The organism is Paenibacillus sp. FSL P4-0184 (assembly GCF_038004625.1).
Classification (GTDB): domain Bacteria; phylum Bacillota; class Bacilli; order Paenibacillales; family Paenibacillaceae; genus Paenibacillus_AQ.
In genome coordinates this window covers 930,182-946,901 of record NZ_JBBORN010000001.1, presented here as the reverse complement: position 1 = coordinate 946,901, position 16,720 = coordinate 930,182, and the positions used below count along the sequence as shown (strand labels likewise).

At 41.1% G+C, this 16,720-nt stretch carries 14 protein-coding genes; 12 read left to right on the top strand and 2 right to left on the bottom strand.

Annotation, left to right across the window (positions count from 1 at the left end; all coding sequences use genetic code 11):
• The first annotated feature begins 86 nt into the window (after positions 1 to 86).
• The 5 genes from MKY52_RS04055 (at position 87) to MKY52_RS04035 (ending at position 5,692) form a co-directional block, all read left to right on the top strand.
• Positions 87 to 980, top strand: coding sequence for a carbohydrate ABC transporter permease (locus MKY52_RS04055; protein ID WP_076283951.1), 894 nt, complete (start codon positions 87 to 89; stop codon positions 978 to 980).
• Positions 981 to 992: 12 nt separating this feature from the next.
• Complete coding sequence (locus MKY52_RS04050; RefSeq protein WP_042124581.1) at positions 993 to 1,886, top strand: carbohydrate ABC transporter permease; 894 nt, start codon at positions 993 to 995, stop codon at positions 1,884 to 1,886.
• Between the two features lie 9 nt (positions 1,887 to 1,895).
• Positions 1,896 to 2,063 carry a DUF6903 family protein gene (locus MKY52_RS04045; protein ID WP_170880250.1) on the top strand — a complete coding sequence of 56 codons (168 nt, stop codon included), beginning with the start codon at positions 1,896 to 1,898 and terminating at the stop codon, positions 2,061 to 2,063.
• Positions 2,064 to 2,080: 17 nt separating this feature from the next.
• Positions 2,081 to 4,249, top strand: coding sequence for a 1,3-beta-galactosyl-N-acetylhexosamine phosphorylase (gene gnpA, locus MKY52_RS04040; protein WP_076117996.1), 2,169 nt, complete (start codon positions 2,081 to 2,083; stop codon positions 4,247 to 4,249).
• Positions 4,250 to 4,492: 243 nt separating this feature from the next.
• Positions 4,493 to 5,692: a CynX/NimT family MFS transporter gene (locus MKY52_RS04035; protein ID WP_341049991.1), complete on the top strand. Its 1,200-nt coding sequence runs from the start codon at positions 4,493 to 4,495 to the stop codon at positions 5,690 to 5,692.
• Between the two features lie 62 nt (positions 5,693 to 5,754).
• On the opposite strand, the gene MKY52_RS04030 is transcribed toward MKY52_RS04035, so the two are convergent.
• Positions 5,755 to 7,449 carry a PucR family transcriptional regulator gene (locus tag MKY52_RS04030; RefSeq protein ID WP_341049989.1) on the bottom strand — a complete coding sequence of 565 codons (1,695 nt, stop codon included), beginning with the start codon at positions 7,447 to 7,449 and terminating at the stop codon, positions 5,755 to 5,757.
• A 264-nt stretch (positions 7,450 to 7,713) separates the two neighbouring features.
• Between MKY52_RS04030 and MKY52_RS04025 the strand changes: the two genes are divergently transcribed.
• The 7 genes from MKY52_RS04025 to MKY52_RS03995 all read left to right on the top strand — a co-directional run bounded on the left by MKY52_RS04025 (position 7,714) and on the right by MKY52_RS03995 (position 15,746).
• Positions 7,714 to 8,580, top strand: coding sequence for a DUF2877 domain-containing protein (locus MKY52_RS04025; RefSeq protein ID WP_341049988.1), 867 nt, complete (start codon positions 7,714 to 7,716; stop codon positions 8,578 to 8,580).
• A 15-nt stretch (positions 8,581 to 8,595) separates the two neighbouring features.
• Entirely contained in the window at positions 8,596 to 10,143 is a 1,548-nt protein-coding gene (gene fdrA, locus MKY52_RS04020; RefSeq protein ID WP_341049987.1) for an acyl-CoA synthetase FdrA, read from the top strand.
• Between the two features lie 2 nt (positions 10,144 to 10,145).
• A complete protein-coding gene (locus MKY52_RS04015; protein WP_341049986.1) occupies positions 10,146 to 11,573 on the top strand; it encodes a YlbE family protein in 1,428 nt (475 codons plus the stop codon).
• Positions 11,574 to 11,658: 85 nt separating this feature from the next.
• On the top strand, positions 11,659 to 12,819 hold the full coding sequence (locus MKY52_RS04010) for an ankyrin repeat domain-containing protein (protein ID WP_341049985.1): 1,161 nt from the start codon (positions 11,659 to 11,661) through the stop codon (positions 12,817 to 12,819).
• 31 nt (positions 12,820 to 12,850) lie between these two features.
• Positions 12,851 to 13,801, top strand: a complete 951-nt coding sequence (gene arcC, locus MKY52_RS04005; protein WP_341049983.1) for a carbamate kinase — start codon at positions 12,851 to 12,853, stop codon at positions 13,799 to 13,801.
• Positions 13,802 to 13,824: 23 nt separating this feature from the next.
• The gene (locus MKY52_RS04000) at positions 13,825 to 15,279 is read left to right on the top strand and encodes a cytosine permease (RefSeq protein ID WP_341049980.1); all 1,455 of its coding nucleotides are present in this window, start codon (positions 13,825 to 13,827) and stop codon (positions 15,277 to 15,279) included.
• A 14-nt stretch (positions 15,280 to 15,293) separates the two neighbouring features.
• The gene (locus MKY52_RS03995) at positions 15,294 to 15,746 is read left to right on the top strand and encodes a nucleoside deaminase (RefSeq protein ID WP_042124600.1); all 453 of its coding nucleotides are present in this window, start codon (positions 15,294 to 15,296) and stop codon (positions 15,744 to 15,746) included.
• Between the two features lie 65 nt (positions 15,747 to 15,811).
• Here MKY52_RS03995 and MKY52_RS03990 read toward each other — a convergent pair whose 3' ends face one another.
• Positions 15,812 to 16,684 (bottom strand): alpha/beta hydrolase, encoded by an 873-nt coding sequence (locus tag MKY52_RS03990; protein WP_341053334.1) that lies wholly within the window; start codon positions 16,682 to 16,684, stop codon positions 15,812 to 15,814.
• Between the last annotated feature and the right edge of the window lie 36 nt (positions 16,685 to 16,720).

Below are 16,720 nucleotides of genomic sequence, written 5' to 3'. Positions count from 1 at the left end.
ATGCTGGATACCAATTCAATCTGTGAACAATGGTGGCATGCGCGAAGCTGCCACCATTATTTTTACCTTAAGAAGGAGATGGACCAATGGAAATCAAGAAAGGACAAGGGCGTTTTATTTTCTTCTGTATTGCTCCCGCCATAATCCTATTCGTTGTTTTTCTAATTATACCTACAATCAATGTATTCCGTATGTCCACGTACAAATGGGGTGGATACACAGATGACAAAACCTTTGTAGGGCTGCAAAATTTCGAGAAGCTTTTTCAAAGTGATAAATTTTATCAAGCGTTTCAGAACAGTCTTCTACTTATCATTTTAGTTACGATCATTACGTTTGCTTTTGCTCTAGTGTTCGCGTCCATGCTTTCACGAGAAAATCTAAAAGGACAAAATGTATTACGAGTTATCTTCTACATCCCGAACATTCTATCTGTTGTTGTTATCAGTGCAATATTCTCTGCAATTTATGATCCAAATAGCGGACTGCTAAATGCATTCTTAAATTTATTCCGCGAAGCAACATCAGACCCAACACTTTGGTTGGGTGATCAGAAAATCGTTATTTTCTCACTCGCAGGCGCTATGATCTGGCAGGCTATCGGTTATTACATGGTTATGTATATGGCAAGTATGGCAAATATCCCTGAAAGCTTATATGAATCCGCTGACCTTGAAGGTGCAAGTAGGATACATCAATTCTTCACTATTACGATCCCTTTAATCTGGACAAATATCCGTACAACCCTTACCTTTTTCGTCATCAGCACAATCAATATGAGCTTCCTATTTGTTGTGGCGATGACCGGAGGCGGGCCTGACGGTTCTACTGAGGTATTCTTGAGCTATATGTACAAAGAGGCGTATACCAACTCTTCGTATGGTTACGGTATGGCAATCGGTGTAATTGTGTTCCTGTTCTCATTCGCACTAGCTGCTATCCTAAACGCAGTCACTAGACGTGAACATTTGGAATATTAAGGAGGGGACAACTTGAATAATAATAAACTCACACATCATGGAGCCGGCGATAAGTTGTATAAGGTCCTCATCTATGTTGTGCTGATCCTACTAGCAATTATCATCATCGTCCCTGTAGCTTGGGCGTTTATGGCCTCCATCAAACAGAATGTAGAGTTTTATGCTAATCCTTGGGCTCTTCCAAAAGGAATTTATCTACAAAACTTCGCGGATGCTTGGCAGAAAGCTAAGATGGGCAGTTACATGTTCAACTCCGTAATCGTAACTGTGATTGCGATCGCGCTTCTGCTGGTCATTGCCTTACCTGCTGCATATGTGCTTGCACGTTATAAATTCAAGGGAAGCGTCATCTTGAATTTGATGTTTATGGCAGGATTATTTATCAATGTGAATTATATTGTTGTTCCGATCTTCCTTATGCTCAATAACGGTGACAAGGTCGCTCGCAATTTATTTGGACAGCCGATACTCCTGAATAATTTATTCATTCTGGCACTTGTCTATGCTGCAATGGCGCTTCCGTTCACGATTTATCTATTGGGGGGCTACTTTAAATCATTACCTAGGGAATTTGAAGAAGCTGCTTCTGTAGATGGTGCAAGCTATTTCCGAACGATGGTGCAGGTTATTATGCCAATGGCTAAACCTAGCATTGTAACGGTTATCTTGTTTAATTTCCTCTCCTTCTGGAACGAATATATCATTTCGATGACTTTACTGACGAAGCCAGGACTTCGAACATTACCAGTTGGTTTAATGAATCTCATGGCTGCTCAGAAATCAGCTGTCGAATATGGACAAATGTATGCAGGTCTAGTAATAGTCATGCTGCCAACCCTTATTCTTTATATGTTAGTACAAAAGAAGCTTACCCAAGGCATGACCATGGGCGGGTTGAAAGGTTAAGGTGATACCATGAGTAATCCGTTACGCAATTTGTTGATGCTGATTGTCTTCATCTTCGCGCTAGTACTCGTTATTATTGGGCAAAAAAATATTGGTGCACCCGGGCTCGGAATTATGCTACTGGGGCTGGCACTTCTAATAGGTCTTCTCTGGTTCTATAATCGGAAATTTAAGTAAAGGGAGAGTTATGAAAGATGAACAAAGGACGGGTCACGATACCCACAGATCTGGATGTTATTCCTGAAACGATAGAAGTTATGAAGCGCTGGGGCGCGGATGCAGTACGTGATTGCGATGGTACTGACTTTCCCGCAGAATTACGGGATATCGATGCTAAGGTGTATTCCACTTACTATACCACTCGTAAAGAAAATGGATGGGCAAAAGCAAATTCGGATGAAATCCAGCAGATGTATCTTATGACGCCTTTTTATACAGCTGAAGGCTCTAGTCTAATTATCCCTTTAATGAAGGGACTTTATCCAGATATGCTGAAAGTGAATACTCGTGACGATATCAAGCGCTGGTGGGAAGTTATCGATCGTACCACAGGAGATGTGCTATCGACTGAGCAATGGAGCTATAACGAAGAAACGGGCAGTGTTATTATTCAAGCAAGTCCCTTCCACGATTACACGGTTAGTTTTCTAGCCTATATTATGTGGGATCCCGTTCATATGTACAATGCGGTCACGAATGGTTGGGAAAATGTTGAGCCTCAGATCACCTTTGATGTTCGCCAACCGAAGTCGCGTGAGTTCACAATGCAACGACTACGTCAATTTATTGATGAACATCCATATGTCAATGTCATTCGATTTACGACTTTCTTCCACCAATTCACACTCGTCTTCGATGAGCTTGCACGTGAGAAATATGTGGATTGGTATGGTTATTCAGCATCGGTTAGTCCTTATATTCTTGAACAATTTGAACAAGAGATGGGCTATCCGTTTAGAGCCGAATATATCATTGATCAGGGCTACTATAATAATAACTATCGCATTCCGACCAAGGAGTTCCAAGACTTTCAGGCATTTCAGCGGCGTGAGGTCGCCGTGCTTGCTAAGGAATTAGTCGATATTACTCACGAATATGGAAAGACAGCCATGATGTTTCTTGGTGATCACTGGATTGGTACCGAGCCATTTATGGAAGAGTTCTCATCGATTGGGGTAGATGCTGTTGTCGGTAGTGTAGGCAATGGTTCCACCCTTCGGCTGATTAGCGATATACCTGGTGTGAATTATACAGAGGGACGTTTCCTACCGTATTTCTTCCCGGATACGTTCTATGAGGGTGGAGATCCTGTACGTGAAGCCAAAGTAAACTGGGTCACAGCAAGACGAGCGATCCTTCGTAAGCCGATTGACCGAATTGGTTATGGTGGATATTTGAAGCTGGCACTGGATTTTCCGGATTTCATGAGCTACATCGAGAGTGTGTGTGATGAATTCCGTACTTTGTATGATAATGTACACGGAACAACACCGTACAGTGTCAAAACCGTTGCAGTACTCAACTGCTGGGGTAAAATGCGTGCATGGGGTAATCATATGGTTCATCATGCCCTTTATCAAAAACAAAATTATAGCTATGCAGGGATCATAGAGACGTTATCTGGTGCACCCTTTGATGTCAAATTCATTAGCTTTGATGATATTAAGAATGACCCCTCTATCCTTAAAGGAATCGATGTCATTTTGAATGTAGGGGATGGCGATACGGCCTACACAGGTGGGGATTGGTGGCTGGATACAGATATTGTAACAGCAGTGAAGCAATTTGTTCATGAGGGCGGAGGATTCATTGGAGTGGGCGAACCCGCAGCTCATCAAGCGAACGGAAGGTACTTCCAGCTTGCAAGCATCCTCGGTGTAGAGCAAGAAAAAGGATTCACTCTCGGTTATGATAAATATAACTGGGAAGAGCAGGATCATTTTATTACTGAAGACTTCGGAGTAGATGATAAAGGAAAGAAGATTATCGATTTCGGTGAAGGAAAGAAGAATATATTCGCTCTCGAAGGCACCACTGTCCTTCGTCAGGTTGATAAAGAAGTTCAACTTGCAGTGAATGAATTCGGTAGTGGACGATCTGTCTACATCAGTGGATTGCCTTATAGTTTTGAGAACAGTCGCTTACTTTACCGTGCAATTCTCTGGAGCACTCACAGCGACCACGAGCTAAATCGCTGGTTCAGTGAAAACTATAATGTTGAGGTTCATGCCTATGTTAAAAATGGTAAATACTGCGTCGTGAACAACACTTATGAGCCACAGGAAACTGTCGTTTATCGTGGTGATGGCTCTAGCTTCTCACTCAAGCTGGAAGCGAATGAGATCAAGTGGTACGAAATCTAAACATAAAATCAGCACAAAGAAGCTGTACCAAAGTCATGAAAATGGCTACTTGGTACAGCTTTGTCTTTTAATTAGGATTAACGTGTTCGCTTAGGTGAACGCTTCCGCTTTTATCTCTTTGTATGCGAAACGGGTACGCCTCCTTGCTACTTTATACTTTTAAACTCGTTTCTTATATGTTATAACTAATGCTACATTCTGAAGATCATTTGGCATTTGATTAGTTGAGGGGAGATTTAGTTTTTGCATTCACCACAGACACAAGACAACAAGAATTCGTTATATATCATTTTACTCATTTCGGGGATTGTTCTGGTAGCCTTTAATTTACGCCCTGCGATTACATCGGTAGGTCCATTAGTGGGTATTATTCAAGAAGATGTGGGGCTTGCACACTGGAGTGCAGGTTTATTAATGAGTATACCTTTGATATCCTTCGCTGTTATGTCGTCTCTCGTTCCTAGAATCGCTGCTTGTTTATCCAACGAGAAGACGCTATTGTTAGGTTTGGTTATTCTTTTGGTCGGAATTTGCATTCGTTCCATTTCAATGACACTCTTTATTTTCGTTGGTACGCTATTGATTGGAGTAGGTATAGCCATCGGAAATGTTCTATTGCCGGTAGTTGTGAAGGAGAAATTCCCACAAAAGTTCGGTCTAATGACAAGTATCTATTCCACTTCAATGGGATTGTTCGCATCGTTAGCATCAGGTATTAGTATTCCTCTAGCCCATGGTCTAAAGCTTGGGTGGGACGGAGCCTTAATCGTATGGGGAATTCCGACAATCATAGCGATCGTGGTATGGATCCTTCTAATTAGATTAAATCCAGCCAAAGATAACGCAGTGAAAAGTGTAAGGATCAGTGCTAAGCAAATCTGGCGTTCACCACTCGCTTGGAAAATAGCGCTATTCATGGGATTTCAGTCTTCATTATTTTATATAACGATGTCTTGGTTACCTGAAATCTTATATAACTATGGCATAAGTAGGGGTACAGCAGGCTGGTTATTATCCTTCACACAAATTGTTGGCGTACCTGTTAGTTTTCTTGTTCCTATTCTTGCAGGACGACTACGCTCTCAAGTATGGATTGCATTCGCATTAGGCATGTGCTCCATTGTTGGTTATGGTGGCCTATGGATGGGCTCATCTTACTCCATGATGATCCTAAGTATTATCTTAATTGGTATCGCTTTGGGAGGGAATTTCCCATTGGCGCTAAGTTATATCGGAATTCGTGCCCGAAACGGAAATCAAGCTGCAGAATTATCTGGAATGGCTCAATCCACTGGATACATGCTTGCAGCCATAGGACCTATATTGATCGGGTATTTATACGATATGACCCAAGTGTGGACGATTCCACTGATCACACTGATCGTTATTTCTGGACTCGTGATGACGTTTGGAATGTTGTCTGGCCGAGATAAGTATGTCTAAGAAAACTCCCCATATAGTAGACAGGTGAAATAATGAACCCTGCTGCTGTATGGGGAGTTTTTTTAAATCGTTTTATTTAAAATACTAAATATCTTTAGCGCTATTTGAATTCGTAGTAATTCTTCTGAATGCTTTAGGTCCAGATTTAGGATTTCCTTTATTTTCTCAATGCGATAGATAAGTGTGTTTCTGTGTAAAAACATAGCCTTTGAAGTTTCGGTGACATTCAGATTGTTAATAAAGTAATTTTCTAAAGTTAACATGTAGCTTGTACCATGTAATTGATCATGATCATACACTTTACCTAGACACTTCCGAAAAAATTCTTCTAAGGCAACGACTTTGATATTAGCTTCCAACAGATGGTAAACCGAATAATCTTCGAAATGTGAGACCTTGTTTTGAAGGTTTTTTTGTTGCATCAATTTAATCATTTCGTTCGCCTCAGAAAAGCTATTATGCAGCGAGCTGATTGTACTGTATTGCTGACCAATGCCTATTAGGAGTGTTTCCTTCGTTCTTTCAATAAGTACCTCAAGCAGTTCATTTGCATATAACTTGGCATCACTAATCGCAACAGGAGGTCTTTCTTCATTTTGCCCTACTAGAATGATGACTCTATTATTTCTATAAAAGCACTTTATTTCTCCAATCGCTTTATGTGACAAGTCATAAATGATGTCCACACATTTTTTTGCAATGGACTCCATTTTGTACTTTCCGATAATCATATCTTCAAACTTGTCTGCTTCATTCATTTCAATATTTATCACCATACTGTAATACATATAGCTCGGATTTAATCCATGTAAATAACATAAGGTTTGCAGCGCTTCATGGGATGATATTTTCCCCGAAAGTAAATCATCAATGGAGTCCTGCTTAATTCTTATTTCAAGTTCGCTAATTTCCTTTGCTTTGATCAGCTCAAGTGCCATGATGGTGGAGGCTTGCTGCAAAATAATGTAATCAAATTCGGATAGCTCTTGCACTGTCTGCCAAATCACAATATAGCCATAAATATAGTTAGAAGCAGCGACAGGAATGACCCGACATTTTATTTCCGCACCTTCTGAACGATAGGTCCTCTTAATAGACTTTTTCATTTCATTTAGATTGGTGGGAATGGTATCGATGAACGCTTTATTAAAAACAGGCTGTCGATTTGAAAAATCAAGATAATACTCGAGTGGGCTGTTGTTCTTCGCATGCTCTGTGTGATGTAGTAATCGCCAATCCTTGTCTACGATGATAATAGGATTACTAATCGTTTCAGATAACATGGAGGTTATCTTTTCAATACCGCCGCCTTCAAGGGTGATTTTGAAGAACAAGTTATGTATATCTAAAGTTTTTCTATTGAGCAGATCATATCTTCCGGAAACCTTCTCATTAATGATCGAGATCATGTTAGAGAGTGTATATTCAAAAGGCAGTTCCAGAAGGGGCAACCCATACTTATTGGCTTCATCAATCATGTTCTGAGGAAGCTTGTCAAAGTACCGTTTCATTTTTACAACCAATCCTGAACAGTTCAGCTCCGCAAGTTCCTTAATAATTCGATTTTGTAGTTCTGCATTATTTTTAAAAATGTAGCCTGTTGATAAGAGTAGTTCGTTAGGTGAAAGCCAGTCAAAGGCGTCAGGATTCTCAATAATGTTAACGATGGATATGGATTTATCAATGCCTTGTTCTCCTGCAACAATTTTTATTCCCTCTATAGCCTTGATCTTCATTAAGTCTTTAACGGTTAGCAATTTTTGGCACGCTCCTCAGACACACTTTTAACACATTCGCTTGTATAACATGCACAAATAGGATGCACTCTTTTTGGTTCGCTTAAACGATGACGATCCCTACCAGTATATTATATATTAAGTGCGTAAGGTAGTTACGCTCGTCGTTGCCTTTGTACGATGTAACCAAATCATATGATTCAATGCATTCATCCATCTGTTGAAGTGAAAAGGAGGTCAATCACCTTTTTGAAAATATAAGGAATTAAAACAGAGGTGACTCTAGTGAGATTTGCGAAATCCGGTGATGGAGATTTTATTCAACGAATCATTCATCATAAGTTTCATGGTTTTGTTCATAGCACGTTTAATCGCACACTCAATATTCAATGTTTGGATAGTGGTGATTTGTATACTATTGCGTGTAAGGGAATCGATAATGCGCCTAATACACTTATTATTGACTTAGAAGACTTTGAAGAAGCAGATATTAGGGTGAATGACCTTGTAAGTTCGGATCATTCGGTTCTGTCGATTGCTAATAAGATGTCTATAACAATAGAAGGTATTAAGAATTGGACTTGTATATTGCCCGAATACCCTTCAGTAGCGGATGTCTTAGAAAAGAATTTATCCACCATGAAGCAATATATCAAACTTCACGGAAATAACAGCAGAATTGAAAGGGCTTTCAAAAGTGGCAATCCTTTTGACGATGAAATGTCTAGAATGCTTCATGAACGGACGCAGTTACTTGTATCGGAATTGCAAAATAAGCGAATGGCTACTGCAATCATACATGCAGCTTCGCTCATAGGCCTTGGACCAGGCTTAACGCCAGCCGGCGATGATTTCTTGGTGGGATTGTTTACCGTCTTTAACATCGAGAATCATCAATACTTTTCACACCATTCGTTTTGTGAAGAAGTCGTCTTACATGCGAAAGCTTTAACCAATGATATCAGCTATATGGCATTAGCAAAAGCAGCCGCTGGCCAGGTAAGAGATTCCATTATTGATTTAATGGAGGCTTTATTTAGAGGTAGTGAAGAAGAATTAATCTGTTCTTTACGTAGGGTATTGGCTATAGGCTCCACGTCAGGTACAGATATAGCCATAGGAATTATTGCAGGGCTGGAAATGAACATGTAAATGGGAGGTAAAAGTATGACTGTTCAAGTTTTAGTAAAACCAAACACGTATATCGATTCCGTATCTTTGATGTCACTCTCAACAAAAGCGAATCAGATCGAAATCGTAGAACAAGCCATTATTGCAATGGGTACTGAAATGAATAAAGAGGTCATTAGAAATGTGGGCTTGATGACACCTGAAGTAGAAAGTGCCAAAACAAGTGATTTAGTGATTATTGTGAAGGCTGCCTCTGAAGAACTATGTGAGGGTGCTTTCGAAAGCATCAATGATTTGTTAACGAAAAAGAAAGATTCCTCTAAAGGAAAGAGTGAGGTTAAATACTCAACAATTACCTCAGCTGTAAACGGTACTCCTGAAGCTAACTTAGCGATTATTGCCGTAAATGGGAGCTACGCTCCTAGAGAAGCAAGAAAAGCTCTTGAAAATAATCTTCACGTCCTGCTGTTTAGCGATAATGTAAGTATTGAAGATGAAATTGAATTAAAGACTTTAGCCCAAGAAAAAGGCTTGCTAATGATGGGGCCAGACTGTGGAACTGCGATTATTGGTAATGTCGCTTTGTGCTTTGCGAATGCCGTGAGAAAAGGCAATATAGGGATCGTTGGCGCATCAGGAACAGGTAGCCAAGAGGTAACGGTTCGTATTCATGAATTTGGCGGTGGAATCACACAGTTGATAGGTACAGGCGGTAGAGATCTAAGTGAAGAGGTTGGCGGCATTATGATGCTGGCCGGAATTAAAGCGTTAGAAGAGGACGATGCAACAAAGGTTATTGTTCTCGTATCTAAACCACCAGCACCAAGTGTAGAAGAGAAAGTACTTGCACAAATTAAACAATGTAAGAAACCAGTCGTGGTTTGGTTTGTGGGTGGGAATGAAGAAAAGGTCACCCAAGCTGGCGGTCATTTTGCAAAAATGTCAAAAGAAGCGGCACTTAAAGCGGTACTTTTAGCTGGAGCAGACGAATCGAAGCTTAACAAACGTGCGTTAAATCTTCCGCTTATTGAAGAAGTGCGTGCGAAGTTAAATCCTCAGCAAAAATATATCCGTGGACTATTCAGTGGCGGTACGCTCTGTGATGAAGCGATGCACATTGCTATGGAGAAATTCGATAATGTCTACAGTAACATTCAGAGAGATCCTGAATATCGCTTAAAAGATGTTAGAGTAAGCCAAGATCATACCTTTATTGACTTCGGAGACGACCAATTTACACAAGGCAAACCACATCCAATGATAGATCCATCCACTCGGATTGAAAGATTTATTCAAGAAGCAAAAGATCCTTCTGTCGGTGTTATTGTGATGGACTTTGTTCTAGGCTTCGGAGCGCACGAAGATCCTGTAGGCGCAATGCTTCCAGCGATTATCGAAGCGAAGCAAGCCGCTGAAGATGAAGGAAGACATCTAGAGATTATTGGATACATTCTTGGAACAGAGCTAGATAGTCAAAATATTGAAGGTCAAATAAATAAATTGTTAGCTTCTGGTGCTACACATGCTAGCAGCAGTCAGAACGCAGGTCTACTAGCAAGAGAATTCGTTGTGAAAGGAGAATAGTCATGAGTAAAATCAATGAACTTTTTACGAATAAACTAAATGTCATAAATGTAGGCATTGCGAACTTTAGAGATGATTTGTTAAAACAAAACGCGAATGTAACTCACTTGGAGTGGACGCCGCCAGGCAGAGGGAATCCAGAATTAATTGCTGCGCTGGATAAGCTTGAAGACCCAAGTGTTACAGATAAGATTGAAGCTGCTAACAAAGAGGCTGTTGAGCGAATTATTAACTCGCAACCGGTACTGATTGGCTTTGACCAAGCGATCAATGTGGTTCCTGGTATGACGAAAAATACGATTTTACATGCTGGCCCGCCAATCACTTGGGAACGAATGAATGGTCCGATGAAAGGTGCGGTAACAGGGGCTATTGTATTTGAAGGACTTGCCCCCAATATTGACGAAGCAACTGTACTAGCCGCGTCAGGAGAGATTATTTTCTCGCCATGTCATGAACATAACTGTGTTGGTTCCATGGCTGGTGTAACATCGGCTTCCATGTTTATGCATATTGTTGAGAATAAAACTTATGGAAATATTGCCTATACAAATTTAAGTGAACAAATGTCCAAAATCCTTCGCATGGGTGCCAATGACGAGAGTGTTATCCAGCGTTTGATTTGGATGCGAGATGTATTGGGTCCTATTTTAAGAGATGCGATGAAACTTAATCCAAATGGGATTGACTTGCGCCTAATGCTCTCACAAGCCCTTCATATGGGGGACGAGTGTCATAACCGAAATGTAGCTGGAACAACCCTGCTCATTCAAGCACTAACGCCTTATATTATCCAAACCGATTTCACTGTTGAACAGAAAAAAGAGGTGTTTGAATTCGTTAGCAGCAGCGACTATTTCTCGGGTCCGACATGGATGGCGCTTTGTAAATGTGCCCTTGATGCTGCGCATGGTATTGAGAATAGTACCATTGTTACCACAATGGCTCGTAACGGAGTGGAATTCGGTATCCGCGTGAGTGGAATCGCTGGAAACGTGTGGTTTACAGGTCCTGCACAACAAGTAATTGGTCCTATGTTCGCTGGTTACAAACCTGAGGATTCTGGTCTTGATATTGGTGACAGTGCGATTACGGAGACCTATGGAATTGGCGGATTTGCTATGGCAACTGCACCGGCTATTGTTTCGCTTGTGGGGGGTACCGTTGATGATGCAATCAGCTACACCACAAAAATGGCGGAAATCACAACCACTGAAAATCCTAACGTGACGATTCCAATGCTTGACTTTATAGGGATTCCAACAGGTATTGATATTCAAAAAGTCATCCAAACAGGAATTATGCCGATTATTAATACAGCCATTGCACATAAAGATGCGGGGATTGGAATGATTGGTGCAGGTATCGTTAACCCTCCAATCGAAGCATTTGAACAAGCATTACTTGCATTAAGTGAAAATATTAAATAAGAAGAGGGCTAGCTTGCTTAGCCCACCATTCTTATTTCGAACTAGACGAACATCTTCGTGCTAGGCTGTGAAGGAGTGAACAATTTTGGATAGTCTATCCTTGAATACAAAACTTATTGAGGCGAGTGAACAGGGAGAACTGGCTTCTGTTGAGAAACTATTAGTCGAAGGTGCCAGTGTTGATTATAAAGATGCTGCAGGGCGAACAGCGTTAATGGCGGCAACTCAAAACAATCAAATCGCCATTGCTAAAAGATTAATAGAAGCAGGAAGTGACGTGAACACTAGAGATATTACACAACTCTCACCGTTTATTTGCTCAGCAGCAAATGGCTTTTATGAAATCCTGCGTCTCATGATTGCTGGTGGAGCTGATTTGAAGAGCGTGAATCGATTTGGAGGTACAGCGCTGTTACCATCGAGCGAAAAGGGCTATTTAAAAACAGTAGAAGTGTGTATTGGTGCTGGGGTTCCAGTGAATCATGTCAACGACTTAGGCTGGTCAGCCCTACTTGAAGCAGTCATATTGGGGAATGGCGGACGACTATATTCTGACATTATTGAAGCGCTTGTTCATGCAGGAGCAGATGTGCATTTGCCTGATCGAGATGGGCTCTCATCCCTACAACGTGCCGAAGAGAACGGTCAGCATAAAGTCGTGAAGATTCTAGAACAAAGCTTCCAAGAAAATAACGAATATGTGAAGCAGGCAAAGGCTCTCGCTAACAACGATCAATATGAAGAAGCTATATCCATCATCAATAGAGCGCTAGAAGTGGATGCTGACAACCTGGATTTCATCTATTATAAAGGGTATTTCTTGCAAGAACTAAAGAGATATGAAGAGGCACTTCGATGCTATGAAAGCGCTATCTATATTGATTCAGCTAATTTAGAATTTTATTTCTACACAGCGAATTGTTTGAGACTGTGGAAAAAACCGGAGGAAGCTCTTCAGGAATATGATAAAGCCTGTGAGCTGGCACCTAATGAAACGTTCTATCGCTACCACAAATCCAATTATTTAAGAGAACTTGGGCGACACCAAGAAGCAGTTATCGAGATGGATAAGCTGCTAGCGCTTCAGCCGAATAGATATGACTTCTCCTTCCATAAGGCGAACAGTCTAAGATCGCTTGGTAAGCATAAAGAGGCCATTGAGGCTATCGAGAACGCGATTAAGAATGATCCAACGAATCCGTTATACCACTCACACAAAAAGCAATCTCTTGAGTTACTCGGTTAGCGCATAAAAATTGCAACATAGGAGGCATCAGATGAAAGAGACTGTAATCGTTGCTATTGGCGGGAACTCATTGGTCAAGGAAAACGGCCTGGATTCGATTCATGACCAATCTGAAGCAGTAAAAGAAGTTGTCGTCAATATTGTTGATATGGTGCAAGAGGGCTACAATGTCGTCGTTACTCATGGTAACGGACCACAGGTAGGGTTTGGACTAAGAAGATCTGAGATTGCACATGAAATTGCCGGCATGTCTCCTGTTCCACTAGTGAATTGTGGAGCCGATACACAAGGTGGAATCGGTTATTTAATTCAACAAGCTTTAATTAATGAATTTGCAGTTAGAGGGATCCACAAGAATGTGGCTACGGTGATTACACAAGTCGAAGTAAGCTCAGAAGACCCTAATTTCAAGAATCCGACGAAACCAGTAGGATCCTTCTTTTCCAAAGAGCAAGCGGAAGAAATGAAAAAAGAACATCCGGAATGGAGCTTTGTAGAAGACTCTGGCAGAGGATACCGTAGAGTAGTTCCATCCCCAAGACCTATAGATATTGTGGAGAAAGACGCGATTAAGTCATTAATCAACGGGGGCTTTGTCGTTGTCGCTGCAGGCGGTGGAGGTATCGCAGTCGTGAAGTCTGATGATAACACGTACAAAGGTGTTGATGCAGTCATCGATAAGGATTTTGCAACGAGTCTTTTAGCAGAACAAATTCATGCGGAGACCTTAATTATTACAACAGGAGTGTCTAGAGTATGCATCAACTATGGTAAGCCGAATCAAAAAGAGCTTTCCAAAATGACGGTTGATGAGACTAAACAATATGTGCTAGAAAATCACTTCCCGGCAGGAAGTATGCTGCCTAAAATCGAGGCAAGTTTAAGCTTCTTAGAGAACAGTGGAACGCGAGTTATTATTACGAATCCGGAAAGCTTGAAGGATGCGATGAATGAACAAGCAGGCACTCATATCGTGAAGTAATTTAAGCGAGGGGAAGTGTAGATATGGATCAAGCAAAGTTGGAACAAAATTATGATAGGTACAAATCATACGGTTACGGTGAGGAATTACTGCCCAAGAAGCCTGAGCAAAGAGACTGGGGAATGTCCAACTATATAACCCTTTGGATGGGTGCTGTTCATAATATTATGTCGTATATGACAGTTGCAGGCTTCTTCGTCTTAGGATTGGATACAACACAGGTGCTCTTTGCCGTTATGCTTTCGGCCATTATTGTCTCCGCATTTTATGCTTTAAACGGATATTCTGCCTCCAAATATGGGCTGCCATTCGCGATGTTGCTTCGTGATTCATTTGGGGTAAAAGGAGCAATTATACCGGCATTGATACGAGGACTTGTTGCCGGATTAGTATTCTTTGGAACCACTACCGTTGTTGGTGCAGAATCATTAAATGTTATATTTGCTAGATTTATTCCGAATTATATGGATTTAGGCGGTGGCTTCACACTATTCGGGTTAGCATTCCCGACAATGATCTCCTATGCGATTCTTTGGACAGCAACGGTTCTGTTGTTCTTAGGTGGAATGAAAACATTAGGTAAATTCGGTAACTGGTCTTCCCCAGTAGTGTATGTGTTTATTATTGGTGCTGCTGTTTGGGCGATCAAGATTGCTGGAGGGTTTGGCCCGATTTTAGAGTATGTACCAGCGAACCCAAGCTCAAGTCCATTAGTCTTTATTGCTTGCGTGAGTGCATTGGTATCTAACTGGGCGGGTCCTGTTGTGAATATGTCGGACTTCACACATCGTGCGAAATCACCAAAAGCGGCTATGATTGGATTGCCAGTAGGGTTTATCTTGTCATATATTCTTTTTGCCATCACTTGTGTGGCTTTAATCGCGGGTACTGAAATTGCGTTTGGTGAACCGATTTTCAATATCGTTCATGCCATTGATAAAATTGAAAACACTTTCGCGGTTGTTGTATTGATTCTAGCGCTAAACGTAGGAGCAATCGCCTTCGTAGTGTTTGCAAACCTATTGCCAGCTGGCTTGCAAATGTCATCTCTTTTCCCGAAAAAATTCACTGTAAAGACTGCAGGTGTCTTAACAGCCGTTGTTGGAACTTTGATTTTGCCATGGAAGCTTGTAGAAAGTACGACGACCTTATTTTACTTCTATAGCTTTATTGGATCCATCTTTGGTCCAATTGCGGGTATTATGCTTTCAAGCTTCTTTATTCATCGGAAAAGAGTATTAAATCTTGACCATATCTATGTTCCAGCAGGTAGCAATGGTGAATATAAGAATGGTTACAATCCTGTTGCGATGGCTGTTTTAGCAGTCAGCTTCATCCTTCCTATGTCTGGTGCATTTCTTAAGGGTATCCCCTTCCTAGTTAGGATGAATGATTTTGCTTTCTTTAGTGGCTTAATTGTTTCGTTTGTTCTATACACCATCTTTAGCAAAACACTAAAATCATCCCAATTAAACTAGAGGAGGAATTTGAAATGGATTACATGAAATTGGCTGTAGACGCAACGATCGAGGGTATGAACAAGAAATTTGGAGGCCCGTTTGGTGCAACGATTGTCCGAGGCGATGAGGTGATTGCAGCGGTCAGCAATACAATGATGAGAGACACGGATCCTTCCGCACATGCGGAAATGGTAGCTATCCGAGAAGCTTGCAAAAAGCTAGACACGATGGACTTATCGGATTGTGTAATTTATGCCACCTGTGAACCGTGTCCAATGTGTATGGGCGCTATTATTTGGTCAGGTGTTAAAGAAGTTCATTATTGCAGCACAAGAGATGATGCGAAAGAGCATGGCTTCTCTGACATTCACCTTCGCGAATATTTTGTGGGTCATGATGAGAGTGTTGTTAATATGATTAAAGTGGAAGCTAGAGAAGATTGCGATCATTTATGGACGCATTTCCACGAATTAAACAAGAAATAATTCATGCGGTCTCCTATATTTTCCGGCACTATTTTAGTGCCGGATTTTCCTGTTCTTCTACAGACTTACTCAGCAAGATGAAGCTGAAGGAAATCAATCACCTGATGAAGAGCATTTTGTACAACAGGGTTATCGAAATCTTTTTCAAATACATGCTCTCCGTTTGGAATAGTAATAAGCTTTGCCGGTACTCCTTCTTTCACTAGCGCAGCTCTCATGAATACCGATTGTTCATACGGCACATCTACATCGTTCGTTCCGTGAAGTAACAATGTAGGGGGAAATTCCTTAGTTACATGATGAATAGGACAGAATTTGAGAAGTTCTTCCTTATGTAGAGAAGGATTCAAGCCTGTCACTTCTTCGATCCAACGACCGGATTGTCTTGCATATAAATAGAGAAGAAAACGCTCGTCAACGCTTGCGCTCGTAATGATTTGATCGGACACTGTACCTTTTGCAATCTCCATGGAGACGATATCCTTTTCACAATAGAATTTACTTGGTTCGAGTGCCCATGGAGCGCTAATATCGCCATATCCATAGAAGGAAACAATCGCACGTGGCTTATGGGTAAACATTCCTGTGCTTAGTGCAAGGAAACCACCTGCTGAGCTTCCCACTACAGCGATCCTCGAGGGGTCAATGGAGAATTGTTTTGGTCCTTCCTTTTCTAACCAAAGAAGGCTATCTTGGACATCTTCAAGGATGTCAGATAGGGTTGACCTAGGGGCTAATCTATAGTCAATCGAAAATAGCGCAAAGCCATTATTAGTGTAAAGTTGTATCATTTCCTCGGATAGATCTTCTCGATCACCCCAAAGCAGGCCGCCTCCGTGAATGTATACAATAGCAGGGGCTTGGGAACGGTTTGTTTCATAAAAATCAGCTTTAATTGTAAATTGATCATTTTCTTTAAAAATAACGGTCTTTTTCATCACTATCCAATACACCTCATCAAGTAAGTAATTTTT

What these genes read in the sequence shown, in the direction of transcription:
- MKY52_RS04000 (WP_341049980.1), top strand. Translation starts at nt 13,825, where the DNA reads ATGGATCAAGCAAAGTTGGAACAAAATTATGATAGGTACAAATCATAC.
- fdrA (WP_341049987.1), top strand. Translation starts at nt 8,596, where the DNA reads ATGACTGTTCAAGTTTTAGTAAAACCAAACACGTATATCGATTCCGTA.
- MKY52_RS04055 (WP_076283951.1), top strand. Translation starts at nt 87, where the DNA reads ATGGAAATCAAGAAAGGACAAGGGCGTTTTATTTTCTTCTGTATTGCT.
- arcC (WP_341049983.1), top strand. Translation starts at nt 12,851, where the DNA reads ATGAAAGAGACTGTAATCGTTGCTATTGGCGGGAACTCATTGGTCAAG.
- MKY52_RS03990 (WP_341053334.1), bottom strand. Translation starts at nt 16,684, where the DNA reads ATGAAAAAGACCGTTATTTTTAAAGAAAATGATCAATTTACAATTAAA.
- MKY52_RS03995 (WP_042124600.1), top strand. Translation starts at nt 15,294, where the DNA reads ATGGATTACATGAAATTGGCTGTAGACGCAACGATCGAGGGTATGAAC.
- MKY52_RS04045 (WP_170880250.1), top strand. Translation starts at nt 1,896, where the DNA reads ATGAGTAATCCGTTACGCAATTTGTTGATGCTGATTGTCTTCATCTTC.
- MKY52_RS04015 (WP_341049986.1), top strand. Translation starts at nt 10,146, where the DNA reads ATGAGTAAAATCAATGAACTTTTTACGAATAAACTAAATGTCATAAAT.
- gnpA (WP_076117996.1), top strand. Translation starts at nt 2,081, where the DNA reads ATGAACAAAGGACGGGTCACGATACCCACAGATCTGGATGTTATTCCT.